This is a genomic window from Eudoraea sp. (assembly GCF_049669105.1).
Taxonomy (GTDB): Bacteria; Bacteroidota; Bacteroidia; order Flavobacteriales; family Flavobacteriaceae; genus Eudoraea.
In genome coordinates, this window is record NZ_JBATKE010000116.1 from 1 (window position 1) to 24,317 (window position 24,317).

Genomic DNA, 24,317 nt, shown 5'->3' on the forward strand with positions numbered 1-24,317 from the left:
AATTCATGGAAGCAGGCGGTGAGGGTTATATACATATTCCTTGCTTAAATGAGAGTGATTCCTGGGTAGCTTTAATGGCGGAGTGGATAAACCATTGGCATAGCAATGAAACTCTGCCGGTTTAATGATTAGCATTCATTTATTATCGTTGGACTTGTAAAAGGTGAAATCATCTAATAGTATATGTATATTTTCATAATCATTGCACTATAATGGCTAGAGTCTCCTCAGATCAATTAGGGGCCGAACCCATTGGAAGACTTCTTATAAGGCAAGCAGTGCCTGCTTCGATTGGCATCCTTGTGATGTCACTCAATATATTAGTAGATACTATATTCGTGGGGAACTGGATTGGTTCTATTGCCATAGCGGCCATTAATGTAGTTCTGCCGGTTTCTTTTTTTATTGCAGCATTGGGAATGGCAATTGGAATTGGGGGAAGCAGTATTATTTCTCGTGCTCTTGGCGCAGATCATAATGAAAAGGCACTAAAAACCTTTGGAAATCAGATCACGCTCACATTGTTGGTCACCATTTCTATGGTGGTTCTAGGTCTCTACTATGTAGACAGTTTAATTCCTGCATTCGGAGGCAAGGGTGCTATATTTGATCCTGCAAAGATTTACTATACTATAGTTTTATATGGAGTACCTTTTTTGGCTCTTTGTATGATGGGTAATACGGTTATTCGCGCTGAAGGGAAACCTAAGTTTGCCATGATTGCCATGATTATACCATCAATAGGAAATCTCGTATTGGACTACCTATTCATTTATGTCTTTGATTGGGGAATGGCAGGAGCAGCCTGGGCAACTACGGCAGGCTACCTTATGTGTTTTGCCTATATTTTTTATTTTTTCAGATCCAAAAATTCTGAATTAAAAATTAATTGGTCTCATTTTGGATTAGATAGAGATATTTTACAAGAAATAGGGGGCCTGGGATTTGTAACCCTCTCGCGTCAGGCGGTAACAAGTATCACCTATTTACTTATGAACAATATTTTATTTGCCCTTGGGGGTGAACCAATGGTAGCCGTATACGCCATTATTGGACGAATGCTAATGTTTGCTCTTTTCCCTGTATTTGGAGTTACTCAAGGGTTCCTTCCTATTGCAGGCTATAATTATGGGGCACAAAAGTATGATAGGGTAAGAATATCAATTAAAACAGCTATTATATATGCCGCTTCTGTAGCTACCCTGGTATTTGTCCTTCTTATGATTTTTCCTGCAGAGATTACATCTTTATTTTTAAGCGATAAACCTGATATGCCCGCTCTGGAAATAGCAACAAATGCTTTTGTAATGGAACATACTCCTTCCGCAATGCGATGGGTTTTTGCCGCAACACCCATTATTGCACTCCAGCTAATAGGAGCTGCCTACTTTCAGGCTGTCGGGAAAGCGGTTCCCGCTTTGCTCCTTACTTTAACGCGGCAAGGATTCTTTTTTATTCCTTTAATCCTGACCTTACCAAATTTTTTAGGAGAACTGGGTGTATGGATCTCTTTTCCCATAGCAGATGTATTAGCAACCTTAGTTACCGGGCTTTATTTAAGAAAAGAAATCAAAAAGACACTAGTCTGAGATCTATTATTCCCAAACCAATGTAGCTATATCCTTACCACCTAAAGTAATTATTAACTTTTCCCCTTCTTTATTGAGCTCAACAGCAATAGTCTCATTATTCTTATTTTGCAAAATTACTACTGTTTTATTTTCTGGAGTGCTATAGGCTACGTTAAGTAGGTTCTCTTCCTGGTTAGAATCTATTCTAACAGAACCAGGGGGTACAAATTTGGAAGCATGAGCAATAATATAGTAGGCCGGATTTCTAATTATACTATCACCTTTTATCGTAATAGCTCCAAGACAACGAGTACAACCACCCCGATCTGTATGTGGTTTTTGATTTTCATCAGCTGCAAGATTCCATTGTAATACGTTTCGGCTCCAATTCCTGGGCGCACCAATAATAAGATTTTCTATATGCCAACTAAGATTCTCCTCAAAATTGCCGGGAGCACCTATCCATTGTTCAGTAAAATAGAGATGTTTCTCAGGATGCGCATTATGCACTTTGGATAGGGCATCTATGGTGCCCCCATATAAATGAAATGCTGAGCCGTCTACATATTGTGCAGTTTGCGGATCGTCCAGGATAGAAATAGGATAGTCTGGCCGGTCTGCATTATGGTCATACAGGATAATTTTAGTTTCAATTCCATTTTCTTTAAAAGCAGGTCCCAGATGATTTTTTACGAATTCCCCCTGATCCTTGGCTAACATTAAGAGGCTTGGATTATTACCCGGATGCAAAGGTTCATTTTGAACGGTAATAGCATCAATTGGGATACCCTCAGCTTCCATGGCTTTTATATATTTTACAAAATAATTGGCATAGGCGGGATAGTATTCTTTTATGAGGCTGCCACCGCGTGTATCTTTATTATCCTTCATCCATGCCGGTGGTGACCAGGGGGAGCCCATAATTTTTATTTGCGGTGATATTTTAAGTATTTCCTTTAAAGTAGGGATCAGATAAAGTGTATCGTAGGCCATTGAAAAATGTTTCAGATCAGGATCAGATTTGCCAGAAGGGAGGTCGTTGTAGGACCAGGGAAATTCATCCAGATCCGAGGCGCCAATACTTACTCTTAAATAACTCACGCCAATACTGTTATCACCTTTGCCAAATAGTTCTTCTAATATCTTGCCTCTGGAGAGAGCAGTCATCTTTTGTAAATGCAATACACTACCACCAGTAAGCGTATATCCGAAACCATCCATTATCTGATAGGAGGTAGAAGGGTCCACGGTAATTGTCGATTCAACAGGGGAGGTTGCAGAAACAGCACTCTTTTTAATTGCGACTTTGTTTAATAATTGGGATTGGTCGAGTGAAGTGAGGTATACTATTGCTGTGGATGTGGTATCTTCTGAACCAGGCTGTCCCTTACAGCTTAAGAGAACACCCAGAACAATGAAAATTCCAAATATTGAATACGTTTTACTGAGTAAATTGTTAAGACAATTAATCTTTTGGGCTAACTTTTTAAATAAGTATAAAAACATAAGATTTACATTTTATAACAGAATTAGAAAACATTTACATAATATAAAATCCTTTATTCTTTAAAGGTTCAGGTAATTCTTTTTCCCCTAGAAGTTCTTTAATATTGATCTCAATGTTACGTGAAATGCTAGTCATAGCGGTATCAGTCGGAAAGTTTTCGAAGGGATCCTGAATGACAAAGGCAATTTTTTCGAGCATAAAAAAAGGGATGGAAATAAAAATTAATAACGGGATCTCTAAAAACCCATAGACATCTTCAAGTGCCAAAGACAGCAATAACAAAAAGATATAGATAAAAAAGTGCAGCACATTTCTGTACGTTCTGGGAAACACTGTATTTTTTATACGCTCAGCCATGCCCATAGAGGCTGTAAGTTTCAAAATTGTGGTATCTAACTGAATTTGTTGGAAGTCATTGAGTGATTTTTCCTTATGAAGGTTTCTTACATTTTGTCCATGATGGTCCAGTAAAGTCAGAGGGACATGGTTTTTGTGCTTTATAGATATTATTTCATCCTTAGAAAGGAAGTCTTCTAATTTACCAAGCACATCCTGCTTTCGCAAATGTTGCCCGAGTGCGTAACACCAGGCGATCTGTCTATAAGCCATAGTTTTCACAATACTGCTCTCGGGTTCTTTAATGAACTGTTTTAGTTGAATCACAAAAGTTCTTGAATCATTGACAATGGCCCCCCAAATTTTTCGGGCTTCCCACCAACGGTCATAGGATTGTGACAACTTAAAAGACAATAACAAGGCAATAGCTGTTCCTAAAAATGTTCCTATACCTAAAGGAATGTCCAGGTTAACTACATAAAGTTTAAAAAAATAGATGAGTACCGAAAACACACTGACAATAAGCAAATCCCATTTTATTTCTTTGAACCAATATTTTAATGGTATTCTCTTTTCTAATATCATTGGCTATTTCTTTATACTTACTTCTTTCTTGATCTTTGAAATACAAGCCTGTGATCGTTAAATCAGCTTGTCTTAGCATGTTGAATTTTCTAATAAATTTCCAATACCTAAAATTAGGGAATATTTCTGCACAAAGAATCCAAATCACTTCTAATTAGGAACATTCAATACTTAAAAAGATGGATAGAATTAGTTTATTCAAATAAAATCATCTGTTCGGATATTACATTCTCAATTCCCTACTTTTTTCCTACATTTAGCCATTAATTCAAATAAGTTTAATATGAAGATCATTACTTCGAAAGCCGGACTTATAATTTTGGCTGTTTTTTCTTTCATCTCCCTTACAAACGCTCAAAAAAAACGCACCAATTCTAATACCCAAACCGAATACCCGGAAGTATTATATTCAAGTCTTGAATATAGATTGGTGGGTCCTTTTCGCGGTGGGCGTTCTGCTGCAGTCACCGGAGTGCCTGGAGAGCCAAATCTATTTTATTTTGGTTCCACCGGAGGTGGTGTTTGGAAAACAACGGATGGTGGCAGGAGTTGGGAGAATATTTCAGATGGTTTTTTTGGAGGCAGTGTAGGCGCAGTGGAAGTTGCGAAAAGTGATCCTAATGTTATTTACGTTGGCGGCGGTGAAAAAACTTTACGCGGGAATGTATCTTCTGGTTACGGTGTCTGGAAAACTGAGGACGCCGGTAAGACATGGAAGTCAGTAGGCCTCAAAAAAAGCAGACATGTACCGCGTATTCGAATACATCCGGATAACCCAGATATTTTATATGCTGCAGTATTAGGAAATATATATAAACCAACTCAAGAACGGGGTATTTTTAAAAGTACAGACGGGGGTACTACATGGCGTAATACCCTTTTTGTAAATGAGCAGGCGGGTGCGGTTGACCTGGTTATGGATCCGAACAATCCGCGAATTTTGTATGCATCTACCTGGAGAGCAAAAAGAACACCTTATAGCCTAAGCAGCGGTGGTGATGGTTCTGCTTTATGGAAAAGTACAGATAGTGGAGAAACCTGGAGTGAAATTTCAAAAAATGAGGGGTTCCCAACGGATACTTTGGGAATTATAGGTGTAACCGTATCACCTAAAAACTCTGAACGTGTTTGGGCCATTGTTGAACAAAAGGAAAAAGGAGGTCTTTATAGAAGTGAAGACGGAGGTAAAAAATGGACACAGGTTAATAGCGAAAGAAAGCTAAGACAAAGGGCGTGGTATTATACCCGTTTATATGCCGATACTGAGGACGAAGATGTAGTGTATGTTCTAAATGTACGTTACCATAAGTCAACAGATGGAGGTAAATCTTTTAATACTTTTAATGCTCCGCATGGGGATCACCACGACTTGTGGATAGCACCTGAAAATTCACAACGGATGATTATTGGAGATGATGGGGGAGCTCAGATTTCGTATGATGGAGGTGAAACATGGAGTACGTATTACAATCAACCTACCGCACAGTTTTACAGGGTAACCACGGATAATGATTTTCCCTTTCGAATCTATGCAGCCCAACAGGACAATTCAACGGTCCGGATTAAACATCGCAGTGATGGTGGAAGTATCAGTGAAGATGATTGGGAAAATACAGCCGGAGGTGAATCAGCCCACATTGCTGTAGATCCTTTAAATAATGATATTGTCTATGGAGGAAGTTATGGAGGCTTTTTAACCAGAGTAAATCACAAGACCGGAACTATTCGCGGAGTGAATGTGTGGCCCGATAATCCAATGGGTTACGGAGCCGAAGGAATGAAATACCGTTTTCAATGGAATTTCCCTATTATTTTTAGCAAACATAATCCAAAGAAATTATACACCTTTTCCAATCATGTACACATGAGTGAGAACGAGGGACAAAGCTGGAAACTATTGAGTGGGGATTTAACCAGAAATGATCCGGATAAACTTCTGTCGAGCGGGGGACCAATTACACAGGACAACACCGGTGTTGAGTATTATTGCACCATTTTTGCAGCAAATGAAAGTCCATTGAAAGAAGGTCTGCTTTGGGTTGGGAGTGATGACGGCCTAATTCATGTGTCGCGCAACAGTGGTGAAAGCTGGGAAAATGTCACACCTTCGGGGATGCCCGAATGGAGTATGATAAACAGTATTGAGCCTTCTGCTTTTGATGAGGGCACATGTTATGTGGCGGCTACACGCTATAAGTTGGGCGACTTTGAGCCGTACTTGTACAAAACCAATGATTTTGGAAAAACCTGGATAAAAATAACGAACGGTATAAATAAAGAACACTTTACGCGAGTTCTTCGGGAAGACCCAAAAAGAAAGGGTCTGTTGTATGCTGGAACCGAAACCGGCATGTATATTAGCTTTAATGATGGGCAAAACTGGGAGGCTTTTCAGCTTAATTTGCCCATAGTCCCTGTAACGGATCTTACTATCAAGGATGACAATCTTATAGTAGCAACCCAGGGGCGCAGTTTGTGGATTATAGATGACCTTACGGTGCTGCATCAAGTTGATACGTCGAAAAAAAATGCCGCTACCATACTTTATAAACCTAAAGATGCATACAGGACCAAAGGGCGGGCTGCAAGTGAACCTTCAAAAACAGAAGGGCAAAACCATCCGGGGGGCGTAGTGACTCAGTTTTACATAAAAGACTGGGATAAGAAAGATAGCATAGCACTAACTTACATGTCTATCTCAGGCGATACTTTGGCTAATTTTAGCACTTATAGTACTAAAAAGGATAAAAAGTTAAAAGTTAAAAATGAAGGCAATACCCATGTGTGGGATACTCGTGGCAAAGGAGCAGAAAAGCTAGAGGGGATGATTTTATGGTCGGCAAACCTGGAGGGGGCAAAGGCAGTCCCCGGATCCTATAAAGTTTATTTAAACAGAAATGGCACAAGTATATCAGAAACCTTTACTATTTTGCCAGATCCAAGAGCCGAAGTTACTGTCGCTGATATGCAAATGCAATACGATTTTGTCAGTGATGTAAATGCAACTGTCGATAAAGCACATCAATCTATCAAGAAAATACGCAAAATCACATCCCAGTTGGATGCTTTTACGAAACAATATAAAGGAAATTCCGCAACCGCCGATTTAGTGGAAAAAGCGAAGGAAATGAAGAAGGGTTTTGAGGAGATTGAAAAAGCCTTATACCAAACAAAAAACAGAAGCGGTCAGGATCCTTTGAATTTTCCAATTCGGCTTACCAATAAATTGGCCCATTTGAATAGTTTGGCCTCAATAGATGATTTTCCACCAACCGAGCAGGATATTGCTGTAAAAAATGAATTAACCACAAAGATTAATACACAACTTAGAGCTTTTGATGCAATGGTTGATAAGGAAATCAAAGAATTTAATAAAGCATTTAATGATTTAAACCTGAATTACCTCTTTATAGAAGAATAGTTTTTACACAATAGAACCCATACCATTATTATGAAACAAATTTACCTATTGCTAGTTTTTGTATTTGCAGTTAGTCTGAGCTTTGCTCAGGATGCGCAAACCTATTTTAAACCACTTAAGTATCGAAATATAGGGCCATTTCGTGGAGGAAGATCTGTAACAGCGGTTGGTGTTATTGGAGATCCTTTAACTTATTATATGGGTACTACAGGAGGGGGCCTTTGGAAAACTTCTGATGCTGGTCAACGTTGGGAAAATATATCTGATGGATATTTTGAAACCGGTTCTGTAGGAGCAGTTGCCGTCTCGGCCTCTGACCCAAATGTTGTTTATTGCGGTATGGGTGAGCATGCACCCAGAGGAGTAATGACTTCTTATGGAGATGGCGTATATAAATCTACTGATGCAGGAAAGACTTGGAAAAAGATGGGGTTGAGTAAAACCCAGCATATCTCGCGGATTGTAATTCACCCTAACAATCCAAATATTGTATATGTGGCCGCTCAGGGAGCACTTTATGCCCCTAATGAAGAACGCGGAATTTATAAATCTATTAATGGTGGAGAAAGCTGGGAGAAAGTATTATTTGTAAATACACTTACCGGATGTTCGGAACTCTCAATGGATCCCAATACACCAGAGGTGCTTTACGCTGCAATGTGGCATCATCAAAGGAAGCCAAATATAGTTATTAGTGGAGGCCCGGGAAGTGGGTTATATAAATCTGTGGATGGAGGAGAAAATTGGTTTGAAATACATGAAGGTCTACCAGATGAAAAGGGTAAGATGGCTATAGCCGTAAGCCCCGCTAATTCTAATAAAGTATATGCATTAATTGAAAGTGATTCTGAGCAGGATAAGGGAGGATTGTTTGTGTCTGAGAATGCCGGAATTTCCTGGAGCATGGTAAGTGGTGATAACAGATTGGTGCAACGAGCCTGGTACTATATTGAAGTATTTCCAGATCCTAATGATGAAAATACGGTATATGTTATGAGCGCTTCTGCATTTCGATCTATTGACGGCGGAAAATCATGGGAATTAATAACGGGAACGCATGGTGATTACCATGATCTTTGGATCAATCCCGATAATTCAAAAAACATGGTTATAGCGGACGATGGTGGTGCCGCAATCACGTATAATAAAGGCAAAACATGGTCTACCCAGGATATAATGCCTACTGCTCAAATTTACCGTATAAATGCAGACAGGCTTTTTCCTTACAATATCTATGGTGGGCAACAAGACAATACCTCCGTAAAAATTGCCAGCCTCTCATTAGGCCGGGAGGCAATTACTGAACGCGATTGGACTTATGCTGCAGGTGGTGAAAGTGCTTTTCTGGCATTTGACCCTGATAACCCCAGGTATGTTATGGGCGGAAATTATTTAGGGACTATCGAAATACTGGATATGGATACCAAGTCAGAAACAAAAATCATGGCAGCTCCCATTCAGTATTTAGGAAGAGCTGCCAGGGATATGAAATACCTATATAACTGGAGTGCCCCAATAATAAAATCTCAACATGAACCCGACACTTTTTATCATTGTGCCCAATTGGTTTTGCGAACAAGGGATAAAGGCCTCAACTGGGAAGAAATTTCTCCAGACCTAACACGAAATATGGACGACAAACAAGGCAAAGGAGGAGGTCCTTATACCGTTGAAGCGGTAGGCGCTGAAAATTATGGCACAATAGCTCATATTATTGAATCGCCCCATGAAAAGGGAGTGCTTTGGACAGGAAGTGATGATGGTCTTGTTCATTTAACTAAGGATGGAGGGGTTACCTGGGTAAACGTAACGCCAAAAGGGTTAAAAGAATGTTTGGTTAACGCTATTGACATTTCTCCACATGACCCGGCTACTGCTTACATTGCAACTACCCGATATAAGTTTAATGATTACACACCTGCATTATACAAAACCACGGATTATGGTAAAAGCTGGACAAATATTAGTTCCGGAATACCTTACGGGTCATTTACCAGGGTGGTTCGAGAAGATGTTTCACGTAAAAATCTTCTGTATGCAGGCACCGAAAAGGGAGTTTATATTTCCTGGAATGGAGGCATCTCATGGGAGCCGTTTCAGCTTAATTTACCTATAGCGCCAATTACGGATCTCATGGTGCATCAAGGCGATTTGATTGTGGCTACTTCAGGAAGATCTTTTTGGATATTAGACGACCTCGGTGCACTTGCTCAATACAAAACAAAAAATGGAGATTTAAAAATAATGGAGCCTGAGGATGCATATAATGGTTCCTGGGACAGCCCTTTAAATAAAAATTCGACTAGTTTTAAAGGGACAGACCCTTTTTCCGGTGTCAACCCTGCTAATGGGGTAGTACTGTATTATGAATTACCCAAGAGCTCTGATTCTACCGAAATTTCTCTGGAAATACTCAATAGCAAGGGAAACCTTATCCGGAAGTTTAATTCCAAAAGGGATCTAAATTATAAAAAGCATAACGGTGGAGGACCGCCTCCGGCCCCGGTTCTTTCTAAGGAAGAGGGATTAAACAGATTTGTATGGGACATGCTTTATCCAATAATTCCAGGTATCCCCGATGTATATATTGAAGCTAATTTCCGGGGTCATAAGGCACCCCCGGGAACCTATACTATTAGATTACAACAGGGTGATAAAACTGTAAATACTACAGCTAAAATTCTTGAAACACCAGGTTTTGAAACTCAGCAGGGCCAATATGCCGTTTATGATGCATTTATGACGGAATTGGAGCAAAATGTTACCCAAATGCACCAGATGATAAATACACTTTTTAGTGCAAAGACGCAACTTATAGATATCATAAATGACCTTGAGGATACTACTCTTAAGAAGGCCGGGATGACGCTCTTTAACAAATTGAATGCTTGGGATGAGGAGATGATTCAACGCAAATCCCAGGCATATGACGATGTGGAAAATTTTCCAAATAAATTTACCGCTGAATATTTATTTTTGATAGACGAAACCAACAGTAAAATTCCAAGAGTTAATACTTCATCGAGGACTCGAAAAAATGAATTAGATAAAGAATGGTCGCTATTAAAAATGCGTGGAAATGAATTTTTAGATAAAGAACTGCCGGATTTTAATAAAAAATTGTGGGAGGCCGGTATCGGGGCAATTAGATATAATAAATAATGGAGGAATACTATAATTATATTAAAGCACTGCATCTCATATTTGTAGTAACATGGTTTGCAGGGTTATTTTATATACCCAGATTGTTCATTTATCATATTGAAGCAACTGATAAGCCTTCTCCGGATAAAGAAATACTTTCTGATCAACTTAAACTAATGACAAAACGTTTGTGGTACATTATAACATGGCCTTCGGCTGTTTTATGCACAATATTTGCTTTTTGGTTGTTATTCTTAATACCGGGGTGGTTAGAGCAACCATGGATGCATATTAAATTGTTGTTTGTGGTATTACTTATTGTTTATCATATGAAAACACATATGATATATCTTCAATTACAGCGCGATGAAATAAAATATACTTCCAATTTTATGAGAATCTGGAACGAAGGTGCCACAGTGATTCTGTTTGCAGTTACCTTTTTAGTAATATTAAAGGGTACTTTCAACTGGATTTTTGGGGTATTGGGGCTGATTGTTCTTGGCATTCTTCTTATGCTTGGTATACGGTTGTACAAAAGGATTAGAGATAAGAATCCCAATGCGTAATCCCATTTAATTTGGGGTATTTCGTTGACTGCTTTGGCTTGATTATTGTTATCTTTAAACTCAAATCAGGACTCCTTGCTTAAAAAGTTATCCCTTAGATCCCGAATTTTTGTCACTATGATTTTACTGGTGGTTATAGCATCAGTATTAATAGCCGGAGTGACTATTTACCAATACAGGGAGCAATCAAAAGATTATCACCAGGTCCGTTTGGAGCGGAAGGAAGGTCAGATTAAACAGAGTATTGCCTATACTTTACAGGAAACTACATATCCGGTAACTACAGAAAATCTGGCACTGATATTTAAAGATGAAATTTATCGGATTGCGGATGTCCAAAACGTAAACTTCAATATCTATGACCTTAAGGGGAATTTAATCAAGAGCTCAAAACCCAGATTCAGAAATGACTCCATATCGCTTCACTTGGGATCGGAAATAATTAATATGTTATCAAATACCGCGGACAAGCGTTATGTGCTTGACGATACTGCTGCGGGGGATAAATATCAGGCTTCATATACTTATATTACTGATGATAAATTTAAACCAATTGGTATATTAAATCTACCATATTTTCAGGATAACTCCTTCAACGACATGGAACTGAAGGAATTCCTGATGCGCCTGGGTGTTGTCTATCTGTTTATGTTGCTTATTGCTATTATTTTGGCTTATTTCATTTCAAAATACATCACCCGTTCTTTACAAACTATTTCCGAAAAAATTACGCAGACTGACATTACCAGAAGAAATGAAAAAATCTTTATTGAAAATCCGGGGCACGAAATAGGAAAACTTATTAATTCATATAATGAGATGATTGATGAACTGGAAATAAGCGCAGCCAAACTAGCACGGAGTGAAAGAGAACAGGCTTGGCGCGAGATGGCCAAGCAAGTAGCTCATGAAATAAAAAATCCGCTAACTCCTATGCGTTTAAGTGTTCAAAGTTTTGAAAGAAAATTTAATCCTGAGGATCCGGATATACAAACCAAGGTAAAGGAATATTCCAAGACTTTGATTCAACAAATAGATACAATGAGCAGCATTGCTTCGGCTTTTTCAAGCTTTGCGGAAATGCCCGCTCAACAGAATGAAAATTTGAATGTAGTAAAAATAGTTAAACTGGCATTGGACATTTTTAATGAAAAATACATACATTTTATGGCTGATGAAGAGGAAATTATTGCAAAGTTAGACCGCACCCAGTTGATCCGTGTAATTACTAATTTGGTGAAGAATGCTATACAAGCAGTACCGGAAGTGGAATCACCAAGAATACTGGTTTCGGTAGTTTCTCATGGAGATAAAGTAAAAATATCAGTGGCGGACAACGGTATTGGAATTCAGGATGGCTTTAAAGATAAAGTGTTTGAACCCAAGTTTACAACTAAATCCAGTGGGATGGGCTTAGGCCTTGGCATGGTGAAGAATATTGTTGAAACCTATAACGGGAGTATTAATTTTACTTCACAACTTGGAAAAGGAACCGTATTCACTGTTATGTTTCCAAAAGGAGTAAAAAATTAATAAAATAACTATAGATGAACTTTGAAAATATCCTGATAGAGCATAATAATAGCCTGGCAACAGTTATTATTAACAGACCAAAAAAATTAAATGCGTTAAACAGAGCAACAATTAAGGACTTAAGTAAGGCATTTAAGGCTCTGGCCAAGGACAAAAAGATACGAGCTATAATACTCACCGGGAATGGTGAAAAGGCCTTTGTAGCCGGAGCGGATATTTCAGAATTCGCAAACTATTCAGTAAAGGAAGGCAAAGAACTTGCAGCAAAAGGGCAACAGGCTCTTTTTAACCTTATAGAGAACTTATCTACTCCAGTCATTGCAGCTGTCAATGGTTTTGCGCTGGGCGGCGGACTGGAATTAGCCATGGCTTGTCATTTCAGAATTGCCAGTAATAATGCCAAAATGGGCCTGCCTGAAGTTTCTCTTGGGGTGATTCCAGGTTATGGCGGAACGCAACGCCTGCCTCAATTAATCGGAAAAGGTAGGGCGATGGAACTTATAATGTCGGCCGGAATGATTGACGCAGAAAAAGCCCTATCCTACGGTCTGGTAAATTATGTGGTTCCGCAAAAAGAACTTTTACCACTATGTCTTAAAATAGCAGGCAAAATAACGAATAACTCACCTGTTGCAATTTCTTATGCAATAAAAGCGGTAAATGCGGGTTTTAAGAATAATGCGAAAGGGTTTGAAACCGAGATAAATGCATTTGGAAGCTGTTTTGGCACAGCTGATTTTAGAGAAGGCACTACTGCCTTTTTAGAAAAAAGAAAAGCAGAATTTCCCGGAACCTGATACGCTTAAAATTCTTAATCTATCATGAAAATTCGTTTTATATTATTTTTTGCGGTTTTTACTGCTGGCTTTACCTACGCGCAAAAAATGCCTATTTCCTATGATTTTGGAGAAAAATATGACGACCGATATAAGTATTCTAATTTAGTCTCTATTTCTGAGGATGGAACAGGCGGAACAGTCTTGGTTAGATCCTACTATACAGGAATGATCCTGAAACCTAAGGGTTATTTTATAGAGCATTATAATAAGGATCTTGAACTGATCTCAGAATATAATTATAAATTAAAAGGACCTGATCTTATAGAAGGTTTCTTAAAAAACGGACAATTATATTTGCTGTTTTTGGACTATAATTGGGAAACTTTGTCATATGACTATATAGTTCACCGCAGTCCTATATTAAATTTCAATTTTACCGAAGAAAAGTTGCTCTCAATTCAGTCAGATCAGGTGCAACAACCATATGACCGCAACTATTACAACAGAAATTTTTCGTCTGGTTTTACCACAACGGCATTATTTAACGATGATAAAAGTGCATTTATAATTAGCACACATTTTAAGAAGGGAAAGATTAATAAACACAATATATATTTATTTAATGCTTCGCTTAATAAGATATTCGAACAGGATTTTTCCAATGAAATAGAGGATAAGAATTATGCTTTTGAAAATATAGTGGTCTCCCCAAACATGGAACGCGTATACATTATTGGGAAAGCTTATTTTAAGAAGAAAAGATTTACCGCCTTAGAACGTAAATTTCAGTATGAACTTATTATGCTGTCAAAACAAGGTGCCATTACACAAAATTTTGACGGCCCTGGTAAATTCTCTGAAGCTTTAAAGCCTATTCTCCGAAACGGGAATCTTATTTGTGTTGGGTTTTATGCCGATCGTAAGGATAACAGGTACAATGGATTGGGTTATTTTAAATTAGACCCAGTAACACTTGAAATCCAAATAAGGAAATACAATCCTTTTTCAAATCAATTTATGTCAGACAAGTTTGGAACGGAGGATGCTGAACAGGTAAAGAATCTGGTATTTAAAAATGTAAGCTTTACTCAGGATGATGAAATACTCTTTAATGCTGAGGAGTATTTTGTTACATCAAGTGTACAGGCCAATTCAAGCGGAGGCAGACTAAGGGTTGAACGTTTTCATCACAATGATATAGTGAGCGCCAAGCTCAATTTAAAAGGTGAAATGCTTTGGGCCAGAAATATTAATAAATCGGAAGTAACACAGGGTGACGGCGCCTATGCATCTTATTGTTCCTATACTAAAAATGATAATACCTACTTTTTTATAAGTAGCTCAGCTGAAAATCCGCAATTACTCAATAATGACCGTGTAATTTTTAAACAGGGTATGAGCAGGAATAGAAATGTTTTTGTCATTCAATTGGACAAACATGGTAAAATGAGTTATGAAAAAATCATTGATGATAAAGAAGCTCGCTTGCCGCTTATGGTTTCAAAACCTCTAATGGACTTCAACGATAACGCGGTTTTGTTTTATGCTAAAAGAGGAACTAAAAAACAATTAGTGAATGTCTCTATCAATTAAATTTATAAAATTGTCTAAATAGGAATAATTCCATAAATTTGGAATAAATCCACATTTTGAATAAAGAAAATTTTATTAGGGGAAGAGGAGCACAGCAAAATACTCCAAACAAATTTCTTAAACACATTCACGAAATACAGCAAGATTTTCTTGAGTTTTGCAGAAAGGAAGGTGAAGAGGCCGTACAAAGGAAAACACAATACTTACCTGTTTTCCCTAAAACAATCGTAAATAAAGTTACCAGTCCCGACGTCGGGATGGAATATTCGATGAATCCTTATCAGGGCTGTGAACACGGGTGTATATATTGCTACGCCAGAAATACCCATGAATACTGGGGCTTAAGTGCGGGTTTAGATTTTGAACAAAAGATTTTAGTAAAGAAAGATGCTGCAAGGCTCCTTGAGGCTAAATTAAAAAGTGATAAATGGAAAGCTGCTACCATTGTGCTTTCGGGAAATACAGATTGTTACCAGCCCGCAGAGCAGGAATTTAAAATAACGAGAGCTTGCCTTGAGGTATTTTTGAGGTACCGCCATCCTGTAGGTATCATCACCAAGAATTCTTTGATTTTAAGGGATATGGACCTGTTGAAGGAATTGAATTATCACGGGTTGATTGGAGTAAATATCTCAATTACTTCGCTTTCGGAAAATACTCGAAGAATTTTAGAACCCAGAACAACAACTATTAAGAAACGTCTTGAAACAATTGCCATTTTAGCTGAGAATAAAATCCCGGTTAATGCCATGCTGGCTCCAATTATTCCGGGCATAAACAGTCATGAAATTATAAATTTAGCAAAGGCGGCAGCTGACCATGGCGCGTCTTCTTTTGCTTATACTATAGTTAGATTGAATGGCGCCATTGGCCTTATTTTTACAGATTGGATCAGGAAAGTCATGCCTGATAGGGCAGAAAAGGTATTAGGCCTTATAGCATCTTGTCATGGGGGCACATTAAATGATAGCAGATTTGGTTTGCGAAGCAAGGGTGAAGGCCATATTGCTTATCAAATACAGGAAATGGCCAAATTAGCTAAATTGAGATATTACAAGGGAAGATCATTTTCCAAGTTAAACAGAGAATTACACGAACAATATAAACAGGGTCAATGGAAACTATTCACCTAAACCTGGTTTGTGTTGTGTTTTATTAAAGAAGATAAGAAAAATTACATCTTAACTAAGTTCCCAGCCCTTACGATAAGTCCCCTTTACCCATTCGTTGGCTTTTTCGTAATTAGTAACCCTCATATTCTCACCATCCCATAGTATTTTGCGTCTCCCCGGATATATAAATCCACGGCCATTTTCATTTGGTTCTTTATACTGAAAAGACTTGATAGCCAGGTTACCCATTAAAACAGCCTCTGTCAAAGGTCCTGAACGCTTAAAATCCGAGGAAGTCTCAGAGCCATTTAAACAAGCTTCCACCCAATTACTTTGATGCCCGCCGGTATCCCCTGCTATTCTTTTCAAATAAGGTTCAGGTGCATTTATCTGTTGCATCCTCTCAGAAGGTAACAACCGGGCATTTCTGGAATATGTATCACAAACTAAAATTCCTTTAGATCCGTAAAACACTGTACCTCCACCAGTATCTCCAATTTTTTCATCATCTTTTAATTCATCAGGCAGATCAGGCATTAAACCCCCATCATACCAGTTTAAGGCAATATCACCATGCTCAGCCGTATTAAATTTAAGCCTGACCAAAGAAGAAGAAGGACAGGATTCACTATAATCAGCTTCAATAAAATCGCCTACCCAATTTGTAGTACAGCTAGCTTCAGCCTCTGTAGGATATCCAAGGTCCAGCACTCCAAAAGGAGTTTCCATGATATGACAACCCATATCACCTAATGCTCCGGTTCCAAAATCCCACCAGCCTCGCCATTTAAAGGGGAGATAGGAATCATTATAATCACGCATTGCCGCAGGACCCAACCATAAATCCCAATCGAGTCCTTGTGGAATGGGATCTATTTGGGTAGGTACCGGAACTCCCTGGGGCCAAACAGGCCTGTTCGTCCAGCAATCAACTCTTTCTATTTTGCCAATTACCCCGGATTTTATCCATTCTTTCGCCTCCCGGCTTCCATCACTGGAAGCCCCCTGATTACCCATCTGAGTAACAATTCCATTTTCCCGGGCAACTTCTGTCATTAATCGGGCCTCCCTAATATTGTGGGTTAGTGGTTTTTCTACATAGGCATGTTTTTTTTCGCGCATAAAAGGCAAAGCAATAGTCGCGTGTGTATGATCTGGGGTAGCCACCATAATGGCATCTATATCATTTAAATGGTTGTCAAATACCTTTCTGAAATCTTTATATCGTTTTGCTTCTGGATATTTATCATAACTACTTTTCGCTCTGCGATCGTCTACATCACATAAAGAAACATACTTTACCTTATTTGTCATATCAAGACCCCTCATAACCCCGGCACCACGGCCACCCACACCAAAGGCTGAGACATATAATGTATCACTGGGAGGCACATGACCTTTCCCTAAAACAAAGCTGGGGACAATTGAAAAAGCAGTAGAAGATGCTGCTACTTTTTTGACAAATATTCTTCTTTTCATAGTGGAGTAGATTTTAAAATAAGGACAGAATATACAAAAAAATAGGACGTATCCCTTTAAAGTGAATGTGTTTCGTTAATTCAGATAAACGTATGTATTGAAATCAAAATTAAGTTATTTTATACCCTCCCATTCCTGATAGAATTGGTCCAGATAACTGAGCATAAAGGCATGACGCTTTTCTGCCAGCTTTTTACCGGTAGACGTATTCATCTTTTCTTTTAAAAGCAGCAATTTTTCATAAAAGTGATTGATTGTAGGGGAATCAGACTTCTTATATTCTTCCTTGCTCATTGACCTATTTGGGGTAATTTTTGGATTATAAAGTTCCCTGTTTTTAAAACCACCATAGTTAAACGCCCGGGCTATACCAATGGCACCAATGGCATCTAACCTGTCCGCATCCTGTACTATCTGCAATTCAATAGAATTAAAAGGATTATCTGTGTTGGAAAAGCTATTCTTAAATGATACAGATTCAATAATTTTAACAATGTGTTCCCTGCTTAATTGATCCACATTGTGTTCTATCATAAATTCAGAAGCTACCTTAGGACCCACAGTTTCGTCACCATCATGGAATTTGGCATCCGCAATATCATGCAATAGCGCGGCCAGTTGAACTACAAATAGATTGGCGTTTTCTTTTTTAGCTATATGAACAGAATTGGCTAAAACTCTTTTTGTATGAAACCAATCATGGCCTCCTTCAGCGCCTTTAAACCTTTGTTTGACAAATTTTTTTGTCTTTTTTAAAATGGCCTTCCGGTTCATTAAAATGAAGTTACTCCGTTAGTTATCTCTTGTTCTACCTTATCAATTAATTCATCCGGATTTCCACTATTATTAAGCGGCTGATGAATTTTAAAGGTTAAATGTGATCCAATCCCATATGGAAATTTACCATAACGAAGCATTTTCCATGAATTATTGATACTTATAGGAACAATTAATGCAGAGGGCGCTTGTTTCATAAGAATTTTTAAGCCCGTTCTTTGAAACTTTTTCGGATGTCCGTTCCGACTTCTGGTTCCTTCCGGAAAAATAACCGCACTTCTGTTGTATTTTTCAATATACCGACCAAGTTTGGATATTTCCATCAGGGCCTGTTTGGCATCCTTTCTGTCAATAAGTACAGATCCGCCATGTCTAAGGTTATATGAAACGCTGGGGATACCTTTCCCAAGTTCAATTTTGCTCACAAATTTGGGATGATGTGCGCGCATAAACCATATTATAGGAGGGATATCATTCATGCTTTGATGATTTGCAACTATAATAAGGGGCCTGTCTTTAGGTATTTTGTAGGGATTGGTAAAGGTATACCTGGTTCCCAGAACATGTGTGCATCTTATCAGTGATAAATTGAGGATGCTTACACTTTTTTTATGGGCATTATAACCAAAAAGATTGAAGCAAACCCATTGAATGGGATGAAATATTACCAAGACTAATCCAAAAAAGATAAAATATATTACGGTAAGTGGATAAGCCAATATTTTTTGCATGACACAAAAATAAAAAACCGCTTTTATAGAAGCGGTTTTTTACCATTTTTTATGTTATCTAATAAACATTTGTTCTAAATGAAGTCTTTGAACCTCAATGAACCTACCATAAATTCCAGGGAATTTATAGAACTGGCACATCTAATGTTAGCAGAATTCCTCGTATGCCTGCATTAAGTTCTCTGAAATCAATTCTGCAGGTCTTCCTTCGATATGATGTCTTTCTATCATATGTACCAATTCCCCATTTTTAAACAAGGCCATACTTGGTGATGAGGGAGGAAATGGAATCATCAGATTTCTTGCCGCATCTACGGCTTCCGTATCTACACCTGCAAAAACAGTGATAAGATGGTCTGGTTTTTTGCCATTTTCCAGGCTTAATTTCGCAGCAGGTCTGGCATTCGCAGCAGCACAGCCACATACAGAATTCACAACTACCAAGGTAGTACCTTCCTGTTTTATGGACTTTTCAACTGCCTCTGCGGTATATAATTCTTCAAATCCGGCTGAAGCCAGGTCTGCTCTCATTGGTCTTACTAATTCTTCAGGATACATAAGCATTTTTTTATTAAATTATTGGCAAAGATAGTGAAATTGTAATATCCTTAACCAAAAGCTTAACCATTCTTTAAGTAACGGATTCATTCATATTATCCTATATTTGCGCAAATTTTACTACTGTTATGATTAGGTGGTTCGCCGCAATTTTGGGTTATTTTCTTTTCCGTTTACCTGGAGCTATTTTGGGTTTTTTAGTTGGCAGTTTTATAGATAATTTAAATAGCAGTTCTGGCGGAAGAACAGTCTTTAGTGATTTTACAAGACAGAAGGTGTCCCCGGCAGATTTTGAACTAAACCTCCTTTCACTTTGTTCTATTGTGATTAAAGCAGATGGACAAGTAAGTCAGCGAGAATTAGACTATGTCAGACAATACTTTCTAAGCACATACGGAAAGGAAAAAGCCAATGCTATTTTTAGAACATTTAATGAGGTTATTAAAAACAGAGAGATATCTGCTCAACGAATCTGTACGTACCTGAATCAGCGCACGCGCTATGAAGTGCGGTTGCAATTATTGCATTTTCTTTTTGGGATTGCACAGGCTGATGGAGCGGTGAGTAATCTAGAAATCGAAAAAATAAAGGAAATAGCCGGTTACCTGAGGGTGGGAAGCCATGATTTTGAAAGTATTAAGGCAATGTTTATAAAATCTGCTGACAATGCTTATAAGATATTGGAAATAGAAAAGGCGGTTTCAGATGATGAAGTTAAAAAAGCATATCGGAAAATGGCCAAAAAGTATCACCCGGATAAGGTGATTACAGATAATGAGGCGATTAAAAAAGGGGCAGAGGAAAAGTTCAAGGAAGTTCAGAGAGCCTATGAACAGATACAAAAGGAAAGAGGTATTTAATGAGATTTTGGAATCCTGTAATGATGTTCATGTCCATTAACGTTTAATTGCTGAACTCTTTTATTTTTAAAAAGAATATTCATGTATGATTTTTGGTTCTATTGCAAGCTTGGAATTCACCACGTCTTAGATTGGGGGGCTTATGATCATGTGTTATTTCTGACCGCCCTTACGGCTCCTTTTACATTTAAGCACTGGAAGAAAGTAATTGTATTAGCGACATTATTTACCATCGCTCATTGTCTTTCTTTACTCTTATCTGCCTATTCATTTGTTAAGGTTGACGTCCAGTTAGTTGAATTTTTAATTCCGTTAACCATATTGTTAACTGCATTGTTTAACATAGTGCGGACTATTGTGTTCCAGGCTAAAAGCAAAGGATACCTGCTTGAATTTGCCACGACTTTTTTTGGCTTAATACACGGGTTTGGATTTTCTAATTACTTCAATATGTTAATGAGTGATGAAGATGAAAAGATAGGACCTCTACTGGGTTTTGCCGGCGGAATAGAAATTTCGCAGGTCATTGTAATATTTTCAATATTAATACTGGCCTTTATAATGCAAAATAAGCTGGGTATGAAAAGGGTAGTATTTACGGTATTATTTTCCTCGGTTATAGTATTACTTACAATACCTATGCTGATAAATAGTTGGCTCTGGTAAAATAATTCATCTATTAAATCAACTTTGGTTTGGAGGAGAAATGTTTTAACAGATTAGATATACCAGACAACGGTTTTAATTAAAAATTAACCATATAAGGTTGTGGGACTTTCCCAAAGCAGGTATCTTAGTGCTTTACCTGAATAAAATGGCGCATACAAAGATTCTTTTTGGTGAGACAAAGTAAACAGGAAAAATACGATAAAGCTTATTTAAGAATGGCTCATGAATGGGGTAAATTGTCCTATTGTAAACGCAAACAGGTGGGAGCTATTGTGGTTAAGAATAGGATGATTATCTCAGATGGGTATAATGGCACACCTACGGGATTTGAAAATTTTTGTGAGGATGATGAAGGATATACCAAATGGTATGTTTTACATGCTGAAGCTAATGCTCTTTCCAAGGTAGCTGCTTCAACTCAGTCTTGTGAAGGTGCTACTTTGTACATAACGCTATCACCCTGTCGTGAATGTAGTAAGCTTATTCACCAATCTGGCATAAAACGTGTGGTATATCAAATTGAGTATAAAGATAATTCAGGATTAGAATTTCTAAAAAGGGCAGGGGTGGAATTGCAGCACCTTCCTGTTATTGAAGGCGCTGTTTAAATTATAATTAGACTAAATGAAGAAACGTTATTATATATGGCCAACAATCATAGCTCTGGCTTTGTCCCTCGGAATCTTTGTGGGTGGGAAACTTCACTTTAATGATACTCCAGAGAAATTATTTACAACCAATTCTAAAAAAGATAAGCTTAACAGACTTATAGATTATATTGATTATGAGTATGTTGATGACATTAATACGGATAGTATAGTAGATGTTACCGTAAATAATATTCTGGATAAATTGGATCCTCATTCCGTTTATATTCCCAAAAGTGAAATGACTCGGGTTGCTGAAAATATGAAAGGTGATTTTGTTGGCATAGGGATAAATTTTTATATGTATAAGGATACTATCACGGTAATACGAACTGTAGAAAAAGGGCCTAGTTTTCTTAAAGGGATTAAGGCAGGAGATCGAATACTGATGGCAGGAAATGATACCCTTTATGGCAAGAGATTGCCAAGTGACGTTATTGTAGATAGATTGAAAGGACAAAATGGTTCGTCAGTTCAACTTCAGGTTTATCGTAAATCTGAGGATAAACTATTTAAGGTAAATCTTAAGCGAGACCGCATACCAATAAAAAGCGTTCAGGCATATTATATGCTTACCCCTGATATAGGATATATTAAAATAAACAGATTTGCCGAATCTACTTATAAAGAATTCAACATGGCACTGCGGATATTGCAGCGTCAGGGGGCAAAAAAGCTAACTCTTGATCTGAGAGATAATCCCGGAGGTTATCTGGGAATTGCAGAACAGTTAGCTGACGAATTTTTGCAGGATGGGAAGTTAATCTTATATACTAAAAATAAAAAAGGGAAAATAGAAAAAACCTTTGCTACAAAAAAGGGTAATTTCGAAGATAAACCAGTCTATGTTCTAATAAATGAACGCTCTGCGTCCGCCAGTGAAATAATAGCAGGAGCCTTGCAAGACAACGATATAGGAACAATAGTTGGACGCAGATCTTTTGGCAAAGGATTGGTTCAGCGAGAAATGGAACTGGGAGACGGCTCAGCCGTTCGCCTGACAGTATCGAGATATTACACACCTACGGGTCGTTCAATTCAAAAGACTTATAAAAATGGAAATAAGGACTATTATCAAAAATTCACAGATCGCTATCATAACGGAGAGCTGATTTCTGTTGATAGCATCAAAGTAGCAGATTCTTTGAAGTTCACCACGCCTAAGGGGAAAGTGGTTTACGGAGGGGGCGGGATAATTCCTGATGTTTTTGTGCCGATTGGCAGTAATGAAGAAGAAGCTGTTGAAAGCCTGGAAAGTCTTGGTTTTATGTCCAGGTTTATATTTGAGCATTTAGAAGAAGACAGAAACAGATATACCAATTATACCGAAGCAGAGTTTCTCCGGGATTTTAATGTGGATGACATAGTTTTTGAAAAATTCGTAGACTACTCAATAGATCGAAATATTAAAATTAATTATTATGATTTTGAAGATAAGATAAAACTCTACTTGAAAGGCGCTTTGGCAGAGCAGTTATTTACCTCAAACCTCAATGCAAAAATAAAGGCAACTTCAGACAGCATGCTACAAAAAGTTATGGAATTGGATCTACCCACAATTCATCAAAAAGAAAAAAAGCAGATTGAATTCAACAACTAATTATCCTCTATTTTTTTCTGAATTTTTTTAGAAGTCAGATATATTAATAGCAGTAAAATTGCGCATAGAGAGGCCACAATCCCAATTAAAGCAACAACACTATTTCCTTTCAGGGGCTCATCAAAATCAATAAGAGTAACATTGTAAGTGATAAGTACAAGTGCCAGGATTATAAGTACAATAGATAATGTTTTATTCATTTTAGTGGTTTCTAGTTTTTCACCCTGTTTCCTCTCAACAATCTATTCTAAAAAAGTTGGTTAATATTTGAAGTAAATAACTTAACTGCTATAGCTAATAAGATGACTCCAAAAACTTTCCGAATTATATTAATCCCGTTCTTTCCAAGTATCCTTTCAATTGCCTTTGACGATTTTAGAACTATATAAACAAAAATAATATTTATAATAATAGCCACAATAATGTTCTCTACATGAAATTCTGCCCTTAAAGAAAGGAGAGCGGTCATAGTACCTGCACCGGCAATAAGAGGAAAGGCAATGGGAACTATAGATGCGCTTTCAGGCGCATCATCTTTATAAAGTGCTATCCCCAAAATCATTTCAATAGCTAAAAAAAACAAAACAAAGGCTCCGGCCACCGCAAATGAATTTACATCTATCCCTATTAGCTTTAGAATTTCCTCGCCAATAAATAGAAAAGCTATCATAATACAAGCTGCTACAATAGTGGCTTTCCCGGATTGTATATGACCAACTTTATTTCGAAGACTGATAATTATAGGGACGCTGCCTATAATGTCTATTACGGCAAAAAGGATCATACTTGCCGAGGCTATTTCTCTTAAGTTAAAATTCATTGGACTATTGAATTAAATAAGCTGGC

The 24,317-nt window shown here is 37.8% G+C and carries 20 protein-coding genes; 12 read left to right on the forward strand and 8 right to left on the reverse strand.

The genetic code is table 11. The features are described from left to right. Positions 1-212: 212 nt before the first annotated feature. Positions 213-1,589: an MATE family efflux transporter gene (locus WBM60_RS09880; protein WP_424283030.1), complete on the forward strand. Its 1,377-nt coding sequence runs from the start codon at positions 213-215 to the stop codon at positions 1,587-1,589. Positions 1,590-1,595: 6 nt separating this feature from the next. On the opposite strand, the gene WBM60_RS09885 is transcribed toward WBM60_RS09880, so the two are convergent. Together WBM60_RS09885 and WBM60_RS09890 are read right to left on the reverse strand one after the other, a co-directional pair. Beyond that, entirely contained in the window at positions 1,596-3,077 is a 1,482-nt protein-coding gene (locus WBM60_RS09885) for a glycoside hydrolase family 30 protein (RefSeq protein ID WP_424283031.1), read from the reverse strand. Positions 3,078-3,111: 34 nt separating this feature from the next. Then, positions 3,112-3,999, reverse strand: coding sequence for a bestrophin family protein (locus tag WBM60_RS09890; RefSeq protein WP_424259883.1), 888 nt, complete (start codon positions 3,997-3,999; stop codon positions 3,112-3,114). Positions 4,000-4,282: 283 nt separating this feature from the next. Between WBM60_RS09890 and WBM60_RS09895 the strand changes: the two genes are divergently transcribed. From WBM60_RS09895 to WBM60_RS09925, 7 genes are all read left to right on the forward strand, one after another. After that, complete coding sequence (locus WBM60_RS09895) at positions 4,283-7,420, forward strand: WD40/YVTN/BNR-like repeat-containing protein (protein WP_424277560.1); 3,138 nt, start codon at positions 4,283-4,285, stop codon at positions 7,418-7,420. 30 nt (positions 7,421-7,450) lie between these two features. Beyond that, positions 7,451-10,582: a VPS10 domain-containing protein gene (locus tag WBM60_RS09900; RefSeq protein ID WP_424283032.1), complete on the forward strand. Its 3,132-nt coding sequence runs from the start codon at positions 7,451-7,453 to the stop codon at positions 10,580-10,582. Then, positions 10,582-11,133 carry a CopD family protein gene (locus tag WBM60_RS09905; protein ID WP_424263609.1) on the forward strand — a complete coding sequence of 184 codons (552 nt, stop codon included), beginning with the start codon at positions 10,582-10,584 and terminating at the stop codon, positions 11,131-11,133. Before WBM60_RS09900 ends, WBM60_RS09905 begins: the two co-directional genes overlap by 1 nt. Before the next feature lie 117 nt (positions 11,134-11,250). Beyond that, positions 11,251-12,666 carry an ATP-binding protein gene (locus WBM60_RS09910; protein WP_424263607.1) on the forward strand — a complete coding sequence of 472 codons (1,416 nt, stop codon included), beginning with the start codon at positions 11,251-11,253 and terminating at the stop codon, positions 12,664-12,666. Between the two features lie 14 nt (positions 12,667-12,680). After that, positions 12,681-13,463 (forward strand): enoyl-CoA hydratase/isomerase family protein, encoded by a 783-nt coding sequence (locus WBM60_RS09915; RefSeq protein WP_424263605.1) that lies wholly within the window; start codon positions 12,681-12,683, stop codon positions 13,461-13,463. A 24-nt stretch (positions 13,464-13,487) separates the two neighbouring features. Next, entirely contained in the window at positions 13,488-15,038 is a 1,551-nt protein-coding gene (locus tag WBM60_RS09920; protein WP_424283033.1) for a hypothetical protein, read from the forward strand. 56 nt (positions 15,039-15,094) lie between these two features. Further along, a complete protein-coding gene (locus WBM60_RS09925; RefSeq protein WP_424277558.1) occupies positions 15,095-16,171 on the forward strand; it encodes a PA0069 family radical SAM protein in 1,077 nt (358 codons plus the stop codon). A gap of 48 nt (positions 16,172-16,219) precedes the next feature. Here WBM60_RS09925 and WBM60_RS09930 read toward each other — a convergent pair whose 3' ends face one another. The 4 genes from WBM60_RS09930 to WBM60_RS09945 form a co-directional block, all read right to left on the reverse strand. After that, a complete protein-coding gene (locus tag WBM60_RS09930; RefSeq protein WP_424263599.1) occupies positions 16,220-17,629 on the reverse strand; it encodes a Gfo/Idh/MocA family protein in 1,410 nt (469 codons plus the stop codon). Between the two features lie 114 nt (positions 17,630-17,743). Continuing rightward, on the reverse strand, positions 17,744-18,403 hold the full coding sequence (locus tag WBM60_RS09935) for an HD domain-containing protein (RefSeq protein WP_424263597.1): 660 nt from the start codon (positions 18,401-18,403) through the stop codon (positions 17,744-17,746). Then, positions 18,403-19,137: a lysophospholipid acyltransferase family protein gene (locus WBM60_RS09940; RefSeq protein WP_424263595.1), complete on the reverse strand. Its 735-nt coding sequence runs from the start codon at positions 19,135-19,137 to the stop codon at positions 18,403-18,405. Before WBM60_RS09940 ends, WBM60_RS09935 begins: the two co-directional genes overlap by 1 nt. A gap of 147 nt (positions 19,138-19,284) precedes the next feature. Then, entirely contained in the window at positions 19,285-19,695 is a 411-nt protein-coding gene (locus WBM60_RS09945; RefSeq protein ID WP_424263593.1) for a BrxA/BrxB family bacilliredoxin, read from the reverse strand. A gap of 128 nt (positions 19,696-19,823) precedes the next feature. On the opposite strand from WBM60_RS09945, the gene WBM60_RS09950 reads away from it, so the two are divergent. The 4 genes from WBM60_RS09950 (at position 19,824) to WBM60_RS09965 (ending at position 23,471) form a co-directional block, all read left to right on the forward strand. Continuing rightward, on the forward strand, positions 19,824-20,555 hold the full coding sequence (locus WBM60_RS09950; protein WP_424263591.1) for a TerB family tellurite resistance protein: 732 nt from the start codon (positions 19,824-19,826) through the stop codon (positions 20,553-20,555). 81 nt (positions 20,556-20,636) lie between these two features. Beyond that, positions 20,637-21,221, forward strand: coding sequence for a HupE/UreJ family protein (locus WBM60_RS09955; RefSeq protein WP_424263589.1), 585 nt, complete (start codon positions 20,637-20,639; stop codon positions 21,219-21,221). A 173-nt stretch (positions 21,222-21,394) separates the two neighbouring features. After that, positions 21,395-21,832, forward strand: coding sequence for a deoxycytidylate deaminase (locus tag WBM60_RS09960; protein WP_424263587.1), 438 nt, complete (start codon positions 21,395-21,397; stop codon positions 21,830-21,832). Between the two features lie 16 nt (positions 21,833-21,848). Then, the gene (locus WBM60_RS09965; protein ID WP_424263585.1) at positions 21,849-23,471 is read left to right on the forward strand and encodes a S41 family peptidase; all 1,623 of its coding nucleotides are present in this window, start codon (positions 21,849-21,851) and stop codon (positions 23,469-23,471) included. Here the strand turns inward: WBM60_RS09965 and WBM60_RS09970 are convergent. Together WBM60_RS09970 and WBM60_RS09975 are read right to left on the reverse strand one after the other, a co-directional pair. Next, entirely contained in the window at positions 23,468-23,671 is a 204-nt protein-coding gene (locus tag WBM60_RS09970) for a hypothetical protein (protein WP_299159888.1), read from the reverse strand. The genes WBM60_RS09965 and WBM60_RS09970 overlap by 4 nt on opposite strands. 47 nt (positions 23,672-23,718) lie before the next feature. Then, positions 23,719-24,291 (reverse strand): MarC family protein, encoded by a 573-nt coding sequence (locus WBM60_RS09975; protein ID WP_424263583.1) that lies wholly within the window; start codon positions 24,289-24,291, stop codon positions 23,719-23,721. Positions 24,292-24,317 lie beyond the last annotated feature (26 nt).